The 19,515-nt window shown below is 72.0% G+C and carries 18 protein-coding genes; 6 read left to right on the forward strand and 12 right to left on the reverse strand.

What is annotated here, in order from left to right:
* Positions 1–12: 12 nt before the first annotated feature.
* Complete coding sequence (locus tag WME96_RS24155; RefSeq protein ID WP_437283943.1) at positions 13–1,077, reverse strand: hypothetical protein; 1,065 nt, start codon at positions 1,075–1,077, stop codon at positions 13–15.
* Positions 1,078–1,356: 279 nt separating this feature from the next.
* Positions 1,357–2,223, reverse strand: coding sequence for a hypothetical protein (locus WME96_RS24160; protein ID WP_437283944.1), 867 nt, complete (start codon positions 2,221–2,223; stop codon positions 1,357–1,359).
* A gap of 274 nt (positions 2,224–2,497) precedes the next feature.
* Between WME96_RS24160 and WME96_RS24165 the strand changes: the two genes are divergently transcribed.
* The 4 genes from WME96_RS24165 to WME96_RS24180 are packed head-to-tail and all read left to right on the forward strand — an operon-like array spanning position 2,498 to position 7,444.
* On the forward strand, positions 2,498–3,274 hold the full coding sequence (locus WME96_RS24165; protein ID WP_437283945.1) for a VTC domain-containing protein: 777 nt from the start codon (positions 2,498–2,500) through the stop codon (positions 3,272–3,274).
* Positions 3,271–3,963: a DUF4956 domain-containing protein gene (locus WME96_RS24170; RefSeq protein ID WP_437283946.1), complete on the forward strand. Its 693-nt coding sequence runs from the start codon at positions 3,271–3,273 to the stop codon at positions 3,961–3,963. The genes WME96_RS24165 and WME96_RS24170 overlap by 4 nt, the downstream gene beginning before the upstream one ends.
* Positions 3,963–6,062, forward strand: coding sequence for an HlyD family secretion protein (locus tag WME96_RS24175; RefSeq protein ID WP_437283947.1), 2,100 nt, complete (start codon positions 3,963–3,965; stop codon positions 6,060–6,062). Before WME96_RS24170 ends, WME96_RS24175 begins: the two co-directional genes overlap by 1 nt.
* On the forward strand, positions 6,050–7,444 hold the full coding sequence (locus WME96_RS24180) for a TolC family protein (protein ID WP_437283948.1): 1,395 nt from the start codon (positions 6,050–6,052) through the stop codon (positions 7,442–7,444). The genes WME96_RS24175 and WME96_RS24180 overlap by 13 nt, the downstream gene beginning before the upstream one ends.
* A gap of 257 nt (positions 7,445–7,701) precedes the next feature.
* Here the strand turns inward: WME96_RS24180 and WME96_RS24185 are convergent, their stop codons facing one another.
* From WME96_RS24185 to WME96_RS24205, 5 genes are all read right to left on the reverse strand, one after another.
* Positions 7,702–9,147: a glycoside hydrolase family 5 protein gene (locus WME96_RS24185; protein WP_437283949.1), complete on the reverse strand. Its 1,446-nt coding sequence runs from the start codon at positions 9,145–9,147 to the stop codon at positions 7,702–7,704.
* A gap of 720 nt (positions 9,148–9,867) precedes the next feature.
* A complete protein-coding gene (locus WME96_RS24190; protein ID WP_437283950.1) occupies positions 9,868–10,968 on the reverse strand; it encodes an endonuclease/exonuclease/phosphatase family protein in 1,101 nt (366 codons plus the stop codon).
* 144 nt (positions 10,969–11,112) lie between these two features.
* Complete coding sequence (locus tag WME96_RS24195) at positions 11,113–12,114, reverse strand: MmcQ/YjbR family DNA-binding protein (protein ID WP_437283951.1); 1,002 nt, start codon at positions 12,112–12,114, stop codon at positions 11,113–11,115.
* Between the two features lie 9 nt (positions 12,115–12,123).
* Positions 12,124–12,249: a hypothetical protein gene (locus WME96_RS24200; RefSeq protein WP_437283952.1), complete on the reverse strand. Its 126-nt coding sequence runs from the start codon at positions 12,247–12,249 to the stop codon at positions 12,124–12,126.
* A gap of 56 nt (positions 12,250–12,305) precedes the next feature.
* A complete protein-coding gene (locus WME96_RS24205; protein WP_437283953.1) occupies positions 12,306–12,458 on the reverse strand; it encodes a hypothetical protein in 153 nt (50 codons plus the stop codon).
* Positions 12,459–12,677: 219 nt separating this feature from the next.
* Between WME96_RS24205 and WME96_RS24210 the strand changes: the two genes are divergently transcribed.
* Both WME96_RS24210 and manA read left to right on the forward strand, forming a co-directional pair.
* Entirely contained in the window at positions 12,678–13,661 is a 984-nt protein-coding gene (locus tag WME96_RS24210; protein ID WP_437283954.1) for a PAS domain-containing protein, read from the forward strand.
* A 45-nt stretch (positions 13,662–13,706) separates the two neighbouring features.
* Complete coding sequence (gene manA, locus WME96_RS24215) at positions 13,707–14,906, forward strand: mannose-6-phosphate isomerase, class I (RefSeq protein WP_437283955.1); 1,200 nt, start codon at positions 13,707–13,709, stop codon at positions 14,904–14,906.
* 172 nt (positions 14,907–15,078) lie between these two features.
* Here manA and WME96_RS24220 read toward each other — a convergent pair whose 3' ends face one another.
* Genes WME96_RS24220 through WME96_RS24240 form a run of 5 tightly spaced genes read right to left on the reverse strand, consistent with a single transcriptional unit; the run spans position 15,079 to position 19,339 of the window.
* Complete coding sequence (locus WME96_RS24220; protein ID WP_437283956.1) at positions 15,079–15,420, reverse strand: hypothetical protein; 342 nt, start codon at positions 15,418–15,420, stop codon at positions 15,079–15,081.
* Positions 15,413–15,910 (reverse strand): 4Fe-4S dicluster domain-containing protein, encoded by a 498-nt coding sequence (locus WME96_RS24225; protein WP_437283957.1) that lies wholly within the window; start codon positions 15,908–15,910, stop codon positions 15,413–15,415. Before WME96_RS24225 ends, WME96_RS24220 begins: the two co-directional genes overlap by 8 nt.
* On the reverse strand, positions 15,907–16,680 hold the full coding sequence (locus tag WME96_RS24230; RefSeq protein WP_437283958.1) for a diheme cytochrome c precursor: 774 nt from the start codon (positions 16,678–16,680) through the stop codon (positions 15,907–15,909). Before WME96_RS24230 ends, WME96_RS24225 begins: the two co-directional genes overlap by 4 nt.
* A complete protein-coding gene (locus tag WME96_RS24235; protein ID WP_437283959.1) occupies positions 16,677–19,097 on the reverse strand; it encodes a molybdopterin-dependent oxidoreductase in 2,421 nt (806 codons plus the stop codon). The genes WME96_RS24230 and WME96_RS24235 overlap by 4 nt, the downstream gene beginning before the upstream one ends.
* A complete protein-coding gene (locus WME96_RS24240; protein ID WP_437283960.1) occupies positions 19,097–19,339 on the reverse strand; it encodes a hypothetical protein in 243 nt (80 codons plus the stop codon). The genes WME96_RS24235 and WME96_RS24240 overlap by 1 nt, the downstream gene beginning before the upstream one ends.
* Positions 19,340–19,515: the final 176 nt, after the last annotated feature.

Here is a 19,515-nt window from a genome sequence, read left to right on the forward strand (position 1 = left end):
CCGCGGCCCGGGTCACGGCGTGCAGTAAGCGACCGTGCGCCCACCCTGCTCGGTCGCGGCGCAGCCGGTGTAGCCCGCGGCCCGGCAGTCGATCGCCGCCGGCGTCCCCCCGTCGCAGAACCGGAGGACCGCGCCGTCGCACGCCTCGTCGCTGCCGAGATCGCACGCGCCGCCGACGAGGCCGCAGGAGGCCGCGCCGGCGAGCTGCCCGCTCTGGATGAAGCCGCAGCCCTGGCCTTCCGGCTGCTCGGCGGCGCAGTCGCGGCGCCCCAGCTTGCCGCCCGCGCAGGTCTCGAGCACCGCGCCGTCGCACCGCTGGGAGAAGAAGCCGCACGCCTCGCCCGTGCCCACGCAGCCGAGCGCGCCGCGCTGCTCGTCGTGGCCGCAGGTCTCCCCCGCGATCGTGAAGACCTCGTCCCCCTCACGGCCGTTCACCCGCACCAGGTTGTACTGGCTCGGACAGTGGACCCGGGTCAGGAAGCCGGCGGCGCTGCACTCGATGAGCACGTCCTTGTCCTCGGGATCGCACGCCGACGGCGTGGTGGCGTAGTCGCACGGCTCGGCCCCGCATCCGGCGACGAAGTCGGACATGCAGGAGAGCCCGGCCGCCGCGCAGTCCATCGCGGCGATCGGCGCGCCCAGGTCGTCGCAGAACACCCACGTATCGCCCTCGCACAGGTCGGAGCCGGCCTTCTCGCTGCACGCCGCGGCGAAGCTCCCGGCCGCCGGCGTGCACGCGCGGACGCCGGCGCAGTCGGTCGCCGCGAGCTTGCATTGCATGGCCGCGAGGCCGAGCCGCCTCGGACCGAGGGTCGCCCACGCCCACCGCTCGTCGAGCGCGTGACCCAGGCAAGCATGGAGTCCCACCGGCGTCCCGCCGTCCGCGTCACATGCGTTGATCCGCAAACAGGCCTCGACGCGCGGATCGAGCGCGGCTGGGCCGCCGCCGCTCCCGCCGTCACCCCCGCTCCCCGCTCCCCCGCCGGCGCCGCTGCTCGTGGCGCCGGGGTCTCCGCTGCTCTTGCCGTCGTCCTCGCTGTCGCCGCAACCAAGGAGCGCCAGGCTCAGCAACACCATGCGCGCGCGACGTGAGGCATAGATTACAATCATGGCAAATATTACCACAACAGCCGGATCCTTACCATGCTCACCGGCGACGGCGCGGACGGCGTGTGTCCTGTGCCCACGTCAGCGGCATCGGGATCAACGGACGATTCGAGTTCAACGAGATGAGCGCGAACCATGTCGGAGGGACCGAGTCGGCCGACTGCGCGCTATGGCGGGAGGAACTCACGTGCTTCGCGCGCGCGCCCGCTTCCGGCGACCGCCCGCGGCTCCGCGCCCGGCGCGCGGCGCTCAGGGCGCCTCGCAGGAGACGCGGTGGATCGGCGCCTCGCCCCCCTCGCCGATCGTCACGTAGTCCCATCCGCCGGGCAGCCACGCGATCGCTTCGCCCTGCTCCTCGTCGGCCACCGGCATGTCGCACGGCATTCCCTCCAGCGCCTCCGCCACCGTCTGGTCCGGTGTCATCGGATAGAAGAACACGTGCGTATAGGTGCGGAGCAGCACGCCGGTGCCGTCCGGGTGCACGGCGCCTCCCGTGAAGCTCGGGTCCCCCGTCGGCGCCTCGACCGAGCCCGCCCGGACGAGCGTCGCGGTGGCGCCCGCGGCGGGCCTCGCCGTCAGCTCGTAGACGCCCGCCGTGCCCTTCTTCTTGACCTTCGTCACCACGGTGAACGCCCCGGTGATGGGGTGGACGAGCAGCGTCTCCGAGTTGTCGCTCCCGTCGGGATACGCGAACGGGATCACCTCCGCGGTCAGCGAGCGCGGCGCTCCCTCGAGCGCGTCGGGCTCCCTCACCTCGTAGAGCGCATAGCGATCGCGCTCGCGGTCGTTGTCCCCGATATCGCCGAAGAACAGACAGCTCCCCCCGCCGGCGCTGCACGGGCCCCGCGCGGCGTCCTCCCAGTCGACCGCCGCCGCGCCGGCCACCTCGATCTCCGCGCGCAGCGCGCCGTCGAGCCCGATAGCGAAGAAGCGAGGGCCGTCGCCGGAGTCGTTGTGGAGATAAAGGGCGTCCGGGTGCGCCCCGCCCGCGACCAGGCCCGAGCACTCGTCGAGATCGCCCTTCGGCAGGTCGCCGACCCGCGCGACCGCGCCGCAACGAGGGCAGCCGGAGGTCCGCAGGGGCGCCGGCGAACCCGAGCCCTGGCAGCCCGACACGAGCAACGCCAGCGTAAGGCCGAGCCCCGCTGAGCGCCGCGCCAGCGCTGGCGCTGTAACTGTGCGCGTCGAATGAAATCCGCGGGGAAAGCGCGGGGATCTCGGGGTCTTGCGATGGATTCCGCTTGCGGCGCTCGGCGTTATTTGTGTCATTATCACTGTTGTACAGTAACAATTTTGTGACGCTCGCGGCGATGACGCGAGCATTGCCTTTTGATCCTCGAGGCCCGCGCCGCCGCGGGCCTCGCCTTCACGCTCGAGGAGGGCGGCGTTCTTGGACCTCATCGAACGATACGAGTTCAAGTACCTGGTGCCCGAGCGGCTCGTCCCGGAGATCCGCGCGACGGCCTGCGCGGTCGGCCGGCGGGACCGGTACGCGGACGAGCGCGGCGTGTACCGCATCCGGTCGCTCTACCTCGACACGACCGGGTTCGATCTTTACTGGGCCAACGACCGCGAGCAGCGGGATCGCTTCAAGGTGCGGGTTCGCTCCTACCCCGGGAAGAGCAGCCCGGTCTTCCTCGAGGTGAAGCGCCGCGTCCAGGATGTGATCGTCAAGTCGCGCGCGTCGGTGTCGGCGGACGGCTGGCAAGAGCTGCTCACGAGCGGCAGCCCCGCCGTGCTCGACAAGCTGCCGCCTCACGTGCGGAAGGGCGCGGAGAAGTTCATCACCGCGGTCCACCGCCACGACCTGAAGCCCAGGCTGCTCGTCGACTACGAGCGCGAGGCCTACGAGAGCACGATCGACCGCTACGCGCGCGTGACGTTCGACCGGAAGATCGTGTGCCAGCGCCGGGAGAAGCTGGATCTCGATGTGCCCCTCCGCGGGGGGTGGCGCCCCGTCGACCACCCCGTGCAGACATCGACGTACGAGCCGGTCTGCGTCCTCGAGCTCAAGTTCGAGCGCAGGCCGCCCGCGTGGATGGCGGCGCTCGTGCGGCGCCTCGAGCTCGTGCGGCGCTCGTTCTCCAAGTACTGCTACGGCGTCACCGCGCAGCTCACGCTCCCCGAGGTGCGCTCGGCCCGGCTCGAGGGAGGTCTTCAGCTGTGACGGACTTGCTGGCGACGCTCTCGCACGGCGGGGCCGTCGAGTGGCGCAAGGCGCTCATCTCCCTCCTGGTCGCCTTCGGGCTCACGCAGGGCATCGCCGGCGTGTACATGCTCACGTTCCGCGGCCTCTCGTACTCGCGGACCGTCGTCCAGAGCATGGCCATGGGCAGCATCATCACGTGCACGCTGATGCTCGCCGTCGGCAACAACATCGCGGCGGGCATCGGGATCGCGGGGGGCGTCACGGCGATCCGTTTCCGCACCACGATGCGCGATCCGCGCGACGTCGTGTTCGTCTTCGCGTCGCTCGCGATCGGCATGGCGAGCGGCGCGCAGGCCTACGGCGCGGCGATCGCGGGGGCGGGGATGTTCGCCGGCGCGTCGCTGCTGCTCCACGTGACCGGCTACGGATCGCGCAAGCAGCCGGATGGGCTGCTCCGGTTCGTCGCGCCGGCCGGGCAGGCGGGCGCGGACATCTCCAGCGCGATCACGACCATCCTCCGCGATCACTGCCGCAGCTTCTCCCTCGTGACCCTGCGCGAGGCCGCGCAGGGCACCGTCATGGAGCACGCCTACCAGATCAGCGTGCACCACCCCGACCTGCGCGTCCGCCTCGTGACCAGCCTGCAGGGCGTGCCCGGGGTGGAGGACGTGAGCTTGATGCTCCAGGAACCGACGCTGGACCTCTGATGAACATCTCCGGGCGAACTCGATCCGCGATCTCCTCCGCCGTCCCCGCGCTGACGATGGCGGGCACCCTCGGCCTCGCGGCCTGGCTCTACTTCTCCGCGGGGCCGAGCGACGGCATCCTCGCCTTCGCGCAGTCCGACATCGAGGCGATCGCCGCGGTCGAGGTCGGGCGCGTGAGGTCGATCGACGTCGAGATCGGGGCCGAGGTGACGCCGGGTCAGGTGATCGTCGCGCTCGACAGCGGCTCGGTCGACGCGGAGCTCGCGCTGGCGCGCGCCGAGGAGGCGCGCCTCCAGGCGATGATCCCCGCGGAGCTCGCGCGGCTCGAGGAGGAGATCGCGACGAACGTCGAGGGGCTGCAGCGCGATCTCGCGCGGGAGGTCGAAGAGCAGCGCCGCGCGAGCGCCGAGGGCGAGGTGCTGGCCGGCGAGATCTCCCGGGTGAAGCGGATGGTCGAGGACCGGCAGGCGAGCATCGACGACCTCGGCTCGCTCGACGTGCAGCGCGCGGGCGTCGCGGCGGTCGCGCGCGAGAAGCCCCGCACCATCCAGCTCCTGCGCTCGCAGATCGCGGCGGCCGAGGATCGCCGGAGGAAGCTCCGCGAGCAGGCGGGCCCGCAGACGGCGAAGATCGAGGCGGATCTCGCGGTGGCGAGGCGGGAGATCGAGCAGCTCGAGATGCTGCGCTCCCAGACCGTGCTGCGCGCGGCGCACGCCGGGCGCGTCGCCGCGATCCGCAAGCGGCCGGGCGACGTGGCCGTGCCGGGCGATCCGATCGTCGAGATCGTCAGCTCGCGGGGCCGGCTCGTCGCCTGCGTCCCGGAGCGCGCGGCGCTCGACGTCCAGGCGGGCGACGTCGCGAAGGCCTGGGTGCGCGGCCGGAGCGGGGCGCCGCTCACCGGCAGGGCCGTCACGGTCGGCCCGGTGGTGCTCGAGCTGCCGACGCGCTGCTGGGCCTCGCTGAACCTCCCGGCGTGGGGCCGCGACGTCCAGATCGCGCTCGATCACCCGGTCGATCTGCTCGCCGGCCAGGCGTTCGAGGTCACCTTCGAGCGCTCGACGGCGCCCGGCGGCCCGGGCTTGCCCGACGCGCCGGGCTTGCCCGCCGTGCCCGCCGCGCAGGCCGCGCAGGGCGCCCCCGCGGCGTCGGGGTCGCCGGTCGTGCCCGCGACGGCGCAGCGCGCCGGCGCCGAGGCGCTCCGCATGGCGGTCCCGGCCGCGCTGCGGCAGCGGACGCGCTTCGAGCCGTCCGGCGTCCTGCCCCGCCCCGCTGAGGGGCGGTACCTGCTCGTCAGCGACGACACGGGCCACAAGGACGAGGACGACGAGGGCGCGCCCTGGCTGTTCGCGATGTCCGCCGCCGGCGCCGTCGCCCCGGATCCGGTGCCGGTGACCGGCGTGAAGCAGCTCGTCGACATCGAGTCGATCACGGCGGGCGACGGCGGCGACGTGTACCTGCTCTCGTCCCAGGGCTACAGCGCGAAGGGCAAGCGCAAGACGGCGCGCACCGCGCTGCTCCGGCTGAAGCCGGACGGCCGGGGCTTCCGCGTCGACGGCGAGGTGCACCTCGCGGAGCTGCTCGACGCGGCGGGCCCCGCGGTCCTCGCGGGGCTCGGGCTGCCGGGCGGCACGCGCCCGCTCGAGATCGAAGGCATGGCCTACCGGGACGGCGCGCTCTACTTCGGGCTCAAGTCGCCGCTCGACGCGCAGGGCAACGCGCTCGTCTGGAAGCTCGACGCGCCGCGCGCGCTCTTCGAGGCGAAGCGGCTCGAGGGCGCCGGGCTCTCGCTGTGGGCGCGCGCGCGCGTCGACGTCGAGCTCGGCGGCGCGCCCACGCCGGGCGGGATCTCCGATCTGTGCTTCCTCCCGGACGGCTCGCTCGCGATCACGTCGACGCCGTCCACCGCCGACGGCGACGCGGGGGCGCTCTTCCGCGTCCCGCGCCCCCAGGCCGGCGTCCTCTCGCCCCTGCTCGTGCGGCGCTTCCCGGGCCTGAAGCCGGAGGGGGTCTCGCTGTCGCTGTCGTCCGGCAACCTGATCGTCGTGTTCGACACCGGCGCCGAGGTGCCCTCGTTCCTGGAGCTGCCGTGGCAGGGCTGAGCGGCGCTCGGGCGCTGTCCGCGCTGTCGACCCTCGCGTGCCTCTCGCTCGCGGCCTGCGCTGCGCCGGCGCACCTCGAGGCGGGCGACCGCGCGGTCGCGCTGTACCGCGCGGGGAAGGCGGAGGCGAGCGCGCGCGAGGGCGCGGGTCGCGCGGCGGCGCGCGGGGCCGCGCCGCGCGAGCTCACCGCGGACGACGCGGTGGCGATGGCGAAGCAGCGGAGCGGGACGATCGCGGCGATGAGCGCGCGCGAGGTCGCGGCCCGGGCGCGCGTCGACGCCGAGTCGGCGGGCACCTACCGGAACCCGGAGATCCGCATCTCGCAGATCCGCCTCGATCAGTATCTCGACCGCGTGCCGCGCATCAGCGCTGGCGTCCGCGTGCGCCCGCCCAGGCCCGGCGAGGCCGGGGCGACCGCGGACGCCGCGCGCGCGGAGGTGGCCGTCGCGCGCGCAGAGACGCGGACCGCGGAGCTCGAGCTCGAGGCCGAGGTCCGCTGGCTGTTCGACGACGTGCTGCTGATCGACGCCGAGATCGAGGCGCTCGACGCGGCCGCCGCGACGCGCCGGAAGCTCGCGGACGAGCAGCGAGCGCTGGTCGGCGCCGCGCACGGGACGGCCGTCGACGAGGCGATGGCGGCGCTGGCGGCCGCGGTGGCCACGGAGGACAGCGCCGAGCCGCGCGCGCGCCGCCGGGCCGCGCTCGGGGCGCTGCTCGAGCGCGTCGGGCTCGACCCCGACGCGCCGGTGCGCCTCGTGGGCGAGCCGCTCGGGTCGGCGCCGCCCGTCGCGCTCCTGCCCGAGGACGCGCTGATCGAGGCGGCGCTACGGAGCCGCCCTGAGATCGCGCTCGCGGCCGCCGAGGTCGACGCCGCGGACGCGCAGGGCTCGGTCGCGCGCGCGCAGCGCTGGCCGTGGCTCTCGTACATCGAGGTCGGCTACGAGTTCACGCCCGCCACGCGCGACCCGCTCGGCTGGACGTTCGAGGCCGGGATCGAGCTGCCGCTCTTCGACACGCACTCGAGCGCGATCGAGGCCGCGGACGCGGACGCGGTCGCGGCCGAGCGCACGCTCGCCGCGGAGGTCCAGCGGGTCGCGCGGGAGGTGCGTGATCGGCTCCGGGAGGCGCGCGCGGCGGGGGCGCTGGTCGAGGAGTTCAGGGCCCGCGCGCTCCCGGCCGCCGAGCGCGCCGGGGTCGAGGTCGCGCGCGCGCTCGACAGCCGGAAGATCGATGTGCTGGAGGCGTTGAGCCTCGAAGAGCGCCGTGACGCCGCGCGCGTCAAGCTCCTTCGCCTCGTGCGCGACTACCGGACGGCGCTGGCCGAGCTCCGCACCGCGGTGGGCGGGCCCATTTCCGCGTCCGGGCCGGCCGCCCGGCGCTGAGCTTCCGATGGGCCCGGCCCCCGGAGAGGGTGTTCGCGGCGCGGGGTGGGGGCCCCGCCGAACTCGCCTTCGACATGAGTCATCCGGCAAGCCGGATGACTCATGTCGAAGGCTCAGACATCGGCCCATCCCCCACCCCGCGCCGCGAACACCCTCTCCGGGGGCCTACCGTCGTTCGAGGGACTGAGCTGGTAACGAGGGAGGTCCCGAGCGGGGCCTACTGAGCTACCGAGGCTACCTGGGCTGCGCGCGGGGCTTCACGGCCAGGGCTTGGACTTGAAGGTCGCGGAGACGCCTCGATTGTCGGTGGCCGTGAAGACCACCTCCGTGCCGGAGGGGACCTCCTTGCTGATGGCGAACTCGCCCACGCCCCAGTCTGGCTTGGGCTCGAGGGTGTATGTGGTGTCCTTCACCCGTGCGGTAACGCGGGTGATGCTGTACCCCGGCTCGACGACCTTCACCTGGATCCACCACCGGTTGATGCTCGGGGACACGGTGAACTGGAAGCCCGAGGTCGTGCCGCCGCCGCCGCCGCCCGCGCCGCCGCCGCCGCCCGCGCCGCCGCTGCCGCCCGTCCCGCTGCTGCTGCTGCTCGTGCTGCTGCTGCTGCTCGTGCTGCTGCCGCCGCCCGCGCCGCCGCTGCCTTCCAGCATCCTCGCCTTGACCCACTTGCCCGACTCGGTGAGCTGCGAGTCCGGCCAGCTACCGGTGGTGCTGGCGCCGGGGACGAGCGCGGAGGCGGTCTCGTTCTTGTCGAACAGCGACCAGTTGGCCCAGCTGATCTTGTTCGCGTTCAGGAAGTTCATCCAGGTCTGAGACTCGGCGAGGTTGAGCCCGGTGTTCCCCGAGGCGTCGCAGGTGCCGAACTCGGTCACGAACAGGGCCAGGCCCTTGTCCATCGCCGTCCTCGCCTTGGCGCGCAGGCTCTCCTTGTGCGTGTTGGCGTAGAAGTGCAGCGTGTACGCGATGTTCGTGAACCCGGTGATCGGGTCGTTGGCGGCGATGTCCACGTCCTGCGACCAGGTCGGCGTGCCGACGATGATCACGTTGTTCGAGCCCGCGCCGCGGATCGTGCGGATCACGTCGGTCGCGTAGGGCTTGATCGTGCTCCAGGGCTCGCCGTCCGGCTCGTTGTAGATCTCGAACAGGACGTTGGGCTGGCTCCCATAGGTCGTCGCCATTTCCCGGAAGAAGTCCTGGGCCTGCGCCTTGTGATCCTGGGCGCTGTGATCGTGCCAGTCGATGATCACGTAGATGCCCCTGGCGATCGCCGCGTCGACGACGGCCTTCACCCTGTTCTTCTCGGCCGTCGGGTTCGTGAGGTACCCGCCCGACTCGACGCCCATCGCGGCGCGCACGACGGTCGCGCCCCAGTTGTCAGCGATCGAGTTGACGACGCTCGCGTTGTAGAACGCGCCGCCCCACTGGCTCCAGAACAGGCTCATGCCCTTGAGCTGGACCGGTACGTTGTGCTGGTTCCTCAGCTCTTTGCCCACGATCTGGAGCCGGCCGTGCGCGTCCACCGGCCTCGTGCTCGCCGCGAACGCCTCCTCGTCCGTGAGCTCGCTCTCGACCACCTCGCCCTGCCCCGCGTCCTCCGACGATGCCACGCAGCTGCACAGCATGGCCGCCTGCACCGCGGCGACGCACAGCCCGAACCGGAAGCCTGAATCCGCAACCATCCCCCAAAGCAAGCTCTTCATCTCGTCCTCCCAGGGAACGCCAGGAGATCTGGTGAGTCGGAGCAAGACAGTCCCTCGCGCTACGCTCTTCTGGCCTCCACGGGGCCGAGCAGGCCCGGACGCCCGGGACCAGTCAACGGGCCGGTGAGGCCGCAGGTGGCGAGCATCGCGGGAGCCGATCGTAAGGTACCGACTCGCGACCAGTTCCTGGCCAAGTAACGCCGACAACACCCGCAACCCCGGAGACGCCCTCCGGGAGCGGGGAAAGAAGCATATGGAACTAGTAACACACTCCTGTCAGGTCTCGAAACATGATTTTCAACTCCCCATGATGTGCGATCGAGGTGAACTTTTCTCTGGGCATCTCGGACGTCAGGCAGCGCCCCACGGAGGCCCCTGGTGCTCCTACATCGCGTCAGGCGCGACGCGGGACAGACGCTTCTGCTTGTTACGCCTTGCTCCTGGCTCGTTGCCCTTTGCCGGATCGCGCCATGGCGGCGCGCGGCTCCTCCCTGTGGAGCGAGCGCTCGCACCGTGGAGCAGCCCTCCGCGCAACAGTGCCTCTCGCGCGGCGCCACGGCTCACAAATCGGAGTCGACCTCGCTGGGTGGGTCCGTTGGCGTCGCGACTCCACGCTTGATGTGGGCGGGGTCACTCCTGAGCGCGACAAGGCGGCTCCGCCGTCAGGTCGCGCGGCCGCCAGCGGCCGCGATGGCAGGATTGAAAATTTATAGATGGACTCTAGCGCTGGGCGTCTCCCCCGGGCCCGCCACCGGTCCAGCGCAGGTCGGCGAGGATGGGGAGGTGATCCGAGCCGAGCTCCGGGCCGATCCACGCGCGCTCGGTCGTCCAGCCCGGACCGGCGAGCACGTGGTCGATGCGAATGCCGAACCAGCGCGTCCGCTTCGTCGCGCCGAACCCGAGCCCGGCGCGCGAGAACGCGTTCTCGAAGCCCGCCCAGAAGCGGCGGTAAATGGCGCTGTCGACAGGCATGTTGAGATCGCCGACGATGATGACCGGATGAGGCGCCTCGTCGACCCATTGCCTCGCCAGCTCGGACTCCCACGCGCGCAGCGCGATCACCCGGTCGTGCTCCGCGGCTTGCTTCCACAGGCCGTGGATCAGCGCCTCGATCGCGTCGCGGGGCGTCTCCAGGTGCAGGTTGAGCAGGCTGAAGGCGCGCGTCCCGGGGGGCGTGTGCTCGGCTCGCTGCGGCGCATCCTGCGCGCCCGGGGCTGCGGCGGCGCCCGGACCGGGCGAGCCGACCGGCGCGGCAGCGGCCGCGCGGTCCGGCAGCGCGATCGTATAACGGAGGATGGCGCCGTGGCCTCCTGCATTCCACACATCGCGCCGATCCCGGGATTCTACCTCGAGAAGTCGATGCCGGCTCACCAGGCACATCCCACGGTCGACGTGGACGAACCACCCCGGAAAGGCCGCTGTCAGCTCCGGCTCGGGCGTCGCGCACTCCTGCAGCGCGAGCACATCGGGCCGGGTCTCGGCCACGAAGCCCTTGAGTCGATCCATGGTCAGGGGGCGGCTCGCCGTGTTGAACGAGGCGACCCGCAGGTCACCGCGCTCCGCCCCGCCGACGAGGGCCCGGAGCGAGACCGTGAACCCCAGGATGGGCCAGACCACGATCGCGGACGCCAGGGCCGCCAGGACGAGCGCGCGGCGCTGCACGAGCAGCGCGGCGGGCACGATCACGAGCAGAGGCAGCGCGATGACCTGGCGCGGGCCGAACAGGAAGAGCGTCGCTGGCCACCACCGGTCACCCAGGCGGGGCAGGGCGAGCCAGACCGCGGCGACCCCGAGGAGGTAGAGCGCGGCGCTCGCGAGCACGACGGCCCGCAGCCGGCGCCAGCGCGGCGCCGGGCGCCCGACAGCAGGCCCTCGCGAAGCGGATGACGCTTCCCTGGATTGGTCGCTTTGCCGCATCGATGTCGTTCCGTGCGCGAGCAGACGTGAGCGCGCGAGAGCGCTCCGCTAACCCCGCTTCCGGGTGGGCTGGGTTCGCTGCACCGGCGCTGCCTTCTTCCCCGGTGCTGCGGGCTTCACCAGCGGCGCCTTCTTGACGGCCGTCCCCTTCTTCTCCGCCGCGGCCCTCACTCCTCCCTTGCTCACCTCGGCGCGCTTGGCCGCGCCCTTCTTCCCCGCCGCCGCGGCCTTCGCCGCCACGCCATTTGCCGCGCCCTTCTTCCCCGCCGTCGCGGCCTTCGCCGCGCCTTTCTTCTCCACCGCCGCGACCTTCGCCGCGCCTTTCTTCTCCACCGCCGCGACCTTCGCCGCGCCTTTCTTCTCCACCGCCGCGACCTTCGCCGCGCCTTTCTTCTCCACCGCCGCGACCTTCGCCGCGCCTTTCTTCTCCACCGCCGCGACCTTCGCCGCGCCTTTCTTCTCCACCGCCGCGACCTTCGCCGCGCCTTTCTTCCCAGCCGCCGCCTTCGCCGCCCCCTTCTTCCCAGCCGCCGCCTTCGCCGCCCCCTTCTTCCCAGCCGCCGCCTTCGCCGCCCCCTTCTTCCCAGCTGCCGCCTTCGCCCCCTTCTTCCCAGCCGCCGCCTTCGCCGCGCCTGTCTTCTCCGCCGCCGAGGCCTTCTTCCCCGCCCCCGCGGCCGCGCCGCCCAGCGACTGCAGCGCTCGCTTCGGCGCCACCGCGCGATAGCTCTCCTCGATCCACTCGAGCAGCATCCCCTCGGGTACCTTGTCCTTCGGGCCGAAGCGCGCTGTCACCCACCCGCTCTTGCCGAGGTTGTACCCGGTCGGCTCCGCGAACGGCAGCATGAGCGCGGCCTCGCCCGACTCGGGGAGCTTGGCGGTCACCGTGAGCTTCCCCTCGTGGGTGTTGAGGAAGACGAAGATCTTCCCGCGCACCTTGGCGACGCGGTCGCCCCAGGGAAACTCCTCCACCGCCTCGGGGTAGGCCAGCACGGCGTTGCGCAGCCTCGCAAGGATGGGCGTGAACCTCGCGTCGTCCTTCGTCGTCGTCATGCGGCGAGCCTAGAGCGCTCGCCGGATCCCGTAAAGCCGGAGCCGCGCGCCGCCTCGGACGCCGAGCGGCTCGATCCCGAACGTCTCCTTCACGTCCGCCGAGCCCCGCTGCTTCCCCCACCAGGACGTCCTCACCGATCATCCCCTTCCAGCCGCCGCCCCTGAGGTCCGCGCGAAGGGACCGCATCTCGTCACTCGTGGATCCGGAGCGGCTCCACGATCCCGAGGCCCGCCACCTCGGCAGGTGCGGTGCTCCCTGGAATACTCACCCAGCGTGAGGCGGGAAGAACGAATATCGTCCCCCGCGCGCCCGCGTCGCGGAGCACGGCGGACAGCCGATCCATCGTGGCCAACTACGCCGTCCGTGCGTTCTCCAGCGCCGCAGCCTCTGCCGCTTCACCGTCGCGCGCATCGCTCGACCGCGCGCAACCCGCCCGGCTGCCGCGGAGGGAACAGCCTTGACAGTATCTGCACGACGCGCTTACGTGCGTGTCGATTCGCCCGCCCGTTCCGGAAGGAGGCCGAAGCGGCCAGCGGAGCATACGATGCGAGGCGAGCTGAGCATGGCTGAGGACGATACACCCCGGGACGTTCTGCAGCGCGACAACGAGACCCTGAGAGCGCAGAACGAGCAGCTCCGCCGCGAGCTCGCCGAGCTGCGGCAGGCGCTCGCGCGGCGTGAGCCTGATCCCAGCTCGCTGCCTGGATCGCCGCAGCGCGCCGCGTGCCCCGACGCCGACGGGGAGCAGCGCCGGGAGCACGCGATGCGCCAGGCCGTCGACCTGCTCCGCGCGGTCGTCGAGGCCGCGCCCATGATGTTCTTCGTCAAGGACACCGAGGGACGCTACATCCTGGCCAACGGGTACTTCCTGCGCTGGACAGGCCTCACGTGGGACCAGGTCGCCGGGAAGGCGGATCACGAGCTCTTCCCGAGAGAGCGCGCGGATGCGTTCCTCGCCTCCGATTCCGAGGCCTTGACCACGGGCCGCACGATCGAGTGGGAGGAGAGCGCCGCCCTGCCTGACGGGCAGCTCCGCCACTTCGCCGTGATCAAGTTCGCGATCAGGGACGCGAACGGGGAGCTCCAGGGCATCTGCGGCATCTCGACCGACATCAGCAGCTCCAGGCGAGCCGAGGAGGAGAACCGGCTGCTCCAGGCCGAGATCATCCGCGCCCAGGAGATGAGCCTGCGCGCCCTCTCCACGCCGCTCATGCCGATCGCGAAGGGCGTCATCGTCATGCCGCTGATCGGCAACGTCGACCAGCGCCGCGCGCAGCGCGTCCTGGAGACGCTGCTCACCGGCATCGTCACCCATGAGGCAGGGAAGGTGATCCTCGACATCACCGGCGTGCCCGTCGTGGACACCGAGGTCGCGAACGCGCTGCTCAGGACGGCCCAGGCGGTGAAGCTGCTCGGCGCGACCGTGATCCTCACGGGCATCCAGCCGAAGATCGCCCAGACGCTGGTCGACCTCGGCGCCGATCTCTCCAGCATCGTCACGCGGGCGACGCTGGAGAGCGGCATCGCTCACGTGCTCGATCGCTGACTTTCCCGGAGCCATCCTGTAGGGTGGCCCTCACAGGAGCCGCCCATGTTTCCGCTCGAGAACCGTGTTCAGGAGTACGCCTGGGGCTCGCGAGAGGCCATCGCGACGCTGCTCGGACAGGGCCCCTCCGATAAGCCGCAAGCGGAGCTCTGGATGGGAGCCCACCCGGCGGCCTCGTCGAGCATCGAGCTCGACGGCAACCGAGAGCGCCTCATCGACGCCATCGCCCGCAGCGCGGACGCCTTTCTGGGCGGGCCCACGGTCGATCGCTTCGGCGCGCGGCTCCCCTTCCTGCTCAAGGTGCTCGCGGCCGACCAGCCCCTGTCGCTGCAGGCGCACCCGGACGAGGCGCAGGCGCGGCGCGGGTTCGACGCGGAGAACGCGGCCGCCATTCCCATCGACGCCCCCGAGCGCACCTACCGCGACCCGCATCACAAGCCCGAGCTCATCTGCGCGCTCACCCCGTTCGACGCGCTCTGCGGCTTCCGTCCGGCCGCCGCCCTGCCGGAGGTCTTCGCGCTCCTCTCCGGAGGTCCGGCCGACGCGCTCGTCCCGCGCGGCGCCGCGCCGGTCGACGCGGCCGCCGTCGCGCGGCTGTTCCAGGGCCTCCTCGCCCTCGGCCCGGCGGCGCGGCGGGAGGTCGTCTCGTCGGTCGTCGAGGCGTGCCGGGCGCGCGCGCAGGCGAGCGGCTGGCTCGCGCGGGCCTGCGGCTGGGCGCTCCGCCTGCACGAGCTCTACCCGGGCGACATCGGCGTCGTGATCGCGCTCCTGCTCAACGACGTTCACCTCGAGCCGGGCGAGGCGCTGTACCTGCCGCCGCGCCGGCTGCACGCCTATGTGCACGGGGTCGGCATCGAGATCATGGCGAGCTCCGACAACGTGCTCCGCGGCGGGCTCACGCCGAAGCACGTCGACGTCGACGAGCTCGTGCGCGTCCTCGACTTCTCTCCGTGGCGCGTCGAGCCCGTCGCGCCGCGCCGGGTCGGCGCAGAGCTGTTCTACGACACCCCCGCGCCGGAGTTCCTGCTCTCCCGCATCGAGCTCGACGCCGCGTCGACCTGGAGGGCCGTCGACCGGCGCGGCCCGGAGATCGTGCTGTGCACCCGCGGACGGGCGTCGCTGACCGACGCGCGCGGCGTCGCCCGCGATCTCCGCCAGGGCGGATCCATCTTCGTCCCGTTCGCCTCGGGGAGCTACGCCATCGAGGGAGAGGGCCAGTTCTTCCGCGCCGCCGTGGGCCTCTGAGGCGGAGCCGCGCGACGCCCGCAGGACACGTTTCCCTGCCTCTGCCCATGAGAACAGACCATCACAGAGCGCAGTTCCATCCCTCTTTCTCTTCTCCCCTCTGTGCCCTCTGTGCCTCTGTGGTTGATTCTCTTCCTCTTCTCACCCCACGGAGCCGCGCCGTCGCAACGCACTACCCGAGGGCGTCCTCGATCCGGACGCGCACGAGGCGCACGCCGGAGGGCAGCCGGAGCAGCGTGTCGCACCACGCCGAGCCCGCGAAGCGATAGCGTATCTGCACGCCGAGCGCCGTCCCGTCGCCGAGCGCCCGACGAGCGACGGCGAGCTCGTCGCCCCCGCTCCCGGCCCGCGGGAGGTCTCCGGCCCTGGCCGTCGCGCCCGCCTTGAGCGACACCGAGACGCGCTCCGCGGCCGCCGCGATGTCGAGGAAGAGCTGATCGAGGGTCGCCTCATCGAGCACCGCCTCCTGCAAGGGCGGCAGCGGGATCTCGGGACCGATCTCCGTCTCAAGCATGGCGCATAGCTCCCTGCGGTAAGGCGCGCGGAACGACGGAGAAGGCGCGCACCGGCGCGGGACAGACCTCGACGCAGCGGCCGCAGCCGGTGCACCTCTCCTCATCGAGCCTCGGTCGCCCGAGCTCCATCACCAGCGCGCCCTCGGCCGGACAGCGCTCCACGCACACCGCGCAGAACGACTCGAGCGCGATGCAGGCGTGCGGCAAGAGCCGCGGGACAGCGGCGGGCGGCAGCGCGCACCCCGCCCCTCCCCGTCGTGACGACGGCGCGGGCGCGTCGGCGGGCGCGGTGATCCCGAAGGTGGGAATCGTCTCCCCGGTGATCGCCCCGGAGCCCGCCCGCTGCGCATAGAACGCGTCGAGCGAGAAGGCCGCCGCCGACGCAACGGCCGCCGCCGGCGCAACGGCCGCCGTCGGCGGCGCCTCGGCGCTCGGCGAGAAGATCCGGAACAGATCCCGCCGGCGCATCCTCGGCCGCTCGGCGATCATGGCCTGTCCGCTCCCGCGCTCGGCGGAGGCCACGCCGAGAGAGGCGTCGGCGCGCGCTGATCCAGCTCGGCCGAGGGAGCATGGCACTGCGTGCAGCTCTGCCGGTAGGGGTGGGTCGAGCGCATGCCGAGCGCGCCGTGGACACCGTGGCAGCTCGCGCACTCCGAGCGCATCAGCGTCGGGTGCGGGATCGTCGGCGGCGCGCCCTCGTAGGCGCGCGCGCCTCGCCGCGGCGAGGCCAGGCCCGCGAAGCTGTTGTCGGGCGCCGGCGGCGTCGCCGCGAGCGGCCTCGGGTCATCGCCGACCACATGGCACTGCGTGCAGCTCTCGTACCGCCGGTGGCTCATCCTGGGCGCGGTGAGGTTCGCGACGCGCAGCCCGCTCTCGTGGCACGACAGGCAATCCGGGGCGCCGAGCTGCTCGATGCGATGCGGTATCGTCGGCGGCGCGCCATCATAGGCGCGGCGGGTGGCGCGCCGATCGAGCGCCGCGTCGCGGTCGGCCTCCGACTGCTCCACCGGCGCGTAAAGGCCGTCGTGCGCCGCCTCCAGCCGGGCGAAGGCGCCCTCGTACATGCCCGCGTTCGGGCCGTGCGCGCGCTCCCGCATGTCGGCATAGCTGCGCGCCTCGACGCTCGCGGCGGGCGGCGGCGAATCGCCGCGCAGCGCCGCCACCCCCTGATCCGTGCCGCGGACCCCCGAGAAGAAGCCCACCGCCGTCACGGCGACGACGGCCGCCAGGCCGACGTGCAGGCTGCGGGCGCTCGTCATCGCGCCTCTCCCTTCCTGCCCTGCGGCTTGCGCCGGATCCGGACCGCGCACTTCTTGTAGTCCGGCTGCTTCGAGAGCGGATCGTGCGCCTCCAGCGTCGCGCGGTTCACCATGACCGTCTCATCGAAGAAGGGTACGAACACCGTGCCGGGCGGGGGCGCGCCACGCCCCTCGATCCAGACCGGCAGCTCGAGCGCGCCGCGCCGGCTCTCCAGGATCACGACGTCGCCGTCGCCGACCCCGAGCTTCCGCGCGTCCTCGCGGTTCATCTCCAGGTACGACTGCGGCATCGCCCGCTGGAGCTGGGGTATCCTCATGGTGAGCGAGCCCGTGTGCCAGTGCTCGAGCACGCGGCCCGTGCACAGCCAGAAGGGATAGTCGGCGTCGGGCGACTCGGGCGGCGGCTCGTAGGGGTGAAACCAGATGAGCGCCCGGTCGTCCCTGGTCACCGAGTGATAGAACTGGATCTCGTCCTTCGTGGCATAGGGATCGTCGAACCGCGAGAAGCGAAACCGCGTCTCCCGCCACGAGCCGTCGGGCAGCTCGACCACGGGCCAGCGCAGGCCCCGCGCCTTCACGTACTCGCGGTACGGCGCGAGATCCTTGTGCTTGTAGCGGGTGAACTTGCGGTACTCCTCGAAGAGGTGCTCGTCGACGTTGACGTCGTGATAGTGCCTGTAGTCCCAGACCGGCACCTCCTTGCCGTCCTTCCGGATGTCGAACAGGAAACGCCCGTCCCTGTCCTTCATCCCGGCGAAGCCCATGTCGTGGAGCTTGCGCGCCACGGCGATGATCTGCCATCCATCGGCCCGCGCCTCGCCGGGCGGATCGACCATCTTGAACCACTGCTGTGTGCGCCGCTCGGAGTTGCCGAACATCCCGTTCTTCTCGACCCACATGGCCGAGGGCAGGACGAGATCCGCGGCGCGCACCGTGGCCGTCGGGTAGACGTCGGACACGATGAGGAACTTGCCGGGGATCTTGCGGCTCGCGTCGAAGAGCTCGTTCGTGTTCGGCAGCGACTGGCCTGGATTGGTCACCATCACCCAGATGGTGTCGATGTCGCCTCCCTGCTCCTTCGGCGTCGAGAAGCGCTTCCACAGGTCGACCGTGTGGTAGCCGGGCTTCGGGTTGATCCGCCCCTCGGGCAGGTTCCAGAGGTGCTCCGCCTTCTGCCGGTGCTCGCCGTTCGTGACGACGAGGCCGCCAGGGAGCCCGTGGGCGAGGGTGCCGACCTCGCGCACCGTGCCGCAGGCCGACGGCTGGCCGGTCAGGCTGGTCGGAGCGTCGCCGGGCTTGCCGAAATGGCCGCTGAGCAGGTGAACGCCGTGCACCAGATCGTTGATCGCCGTGCCGCGGGTGTGCTGGTTCATCCCCATGCACCAGAGGCTCGTGATCCGCAGGTCGCGGCGCCCGAAGAGATCCGCCAGCATCCGGATGTCCTTCGCGGCGACCCCCGAGATCGCCTCCACCCGCTCCGGCGTGTACTCGGCGAGCGCCTTCCTGTACTCCTCGAAGCTCATCGGCCGCCCGTCGAGGGTCGCCGGCTCGGTCCGCTGGCGGAAGTTGCAGAATTTCTCGACGAACGTCCGGTCGAACGTCCCGCGCTCGACGAGCAGGTGCGCGATGCCGTTCGCGATCGCAAGATCGGTGTTCGGCTTGAAATAGAGCGTGTGCTGGCAGAACGCCGAGGTGCGCGTGCGCCGCGTCGTGAGATCGATGAGGAGCACCTGCTCGCCGCGCGAGCGCCGGTCGACGACGCGCGAGAAGAGCACGGGGTGCATCTCGGCGGGGTTGTTGCCCCACATGATCAGGACATCGCACCTGTCCAGGTCCTCGTAGCAGCCGGCCGGCTCGTCCACGCCGTAGGTCGAGAGGAAGCCCGTCACCGCCGACGACATGCAGAGGCGCGCGTTCGGGTCGATCTGGTTGTTCCCGATCCCCGCCTTCACGAGCTTGTTCGCGGCATACCCCTCGGGGATCGTCCACTGGCCGCTGCCGTACAGCGCGAAGCCGGCCGGGTTCTGCATCGCGCGCCTGGCGATGATCTCGATCGCCTCGTCCCAGCCGATCGGCTCGAGCTTGCCGTTCTTGCGGAGGAGCGGCCGCGTGAGGCGGTCCTTGCCGTAGAGGGCGAGGCCGACGTGGTACCCCTTCACGCAGAGCAGGCCCTTGTTGACGTCGGCGCTCTGGTCGCCCGCGACAGCGACCACCCGGCCCCCCTTCACGCCCACCTGCACGTGACAGCCGGTGCCGCAGAACCTGCACGGCGCCTTGTCCCACACCACGTCGGAGGCGACGCGCGCCGCGGGCGCCGCCTCGGCGGCGGCGACCCCGTCCTTGCCCAGCGCGAGCCGGCTCGCGGCCACGGTCGCCGCGCCCATCGCGGCGTACTTCAGCACGTCACGGCGCTCCATCACGCCTCCTGATCCGAGAAGTCGACCGACACGAGATCGACGAAGTCCACTCCATCGATGAGGAGCACCCGCTCCAGGAGCTCTGCCCCCTCGAGCAGCGACTCCGTCTCGGCGACCGCGGGCAGCCGGGAGCCGGACGGAGGCCCGAGCGAGAGCGCGGCCTCTCCGGCGAGCGAGCGACACGCGCGCTCACGCGCGCTGGGTTCGTCGGCAAGGGTGATGACGAGAGCACTGATGGGCATGGCGCTCCGTCCGCGTTCGCAAGGCCCGGGCCACGCGGAGCGCCCCTGGGACGCCGGCGGATTGCGACCTGCGCGCCGCGGCTCACCGGAGATCCGCCGGCGCCCGGAGAACGCGCCACGCGCAAACCGTGCGTCCCCGCGCGCGCCCTGCACTCCGCCCGGGACGATGGTCGCGG

The organism is Sorangium sp. So ce406 (genome assembly GCF_051474675.1).
GTDB classification, from domain to species: Bacteria; Myxococcota_A; Polyangia; order Polyangiales; family Polyangiaceae; genus Sorangium; species Sorangium cellulosum_G.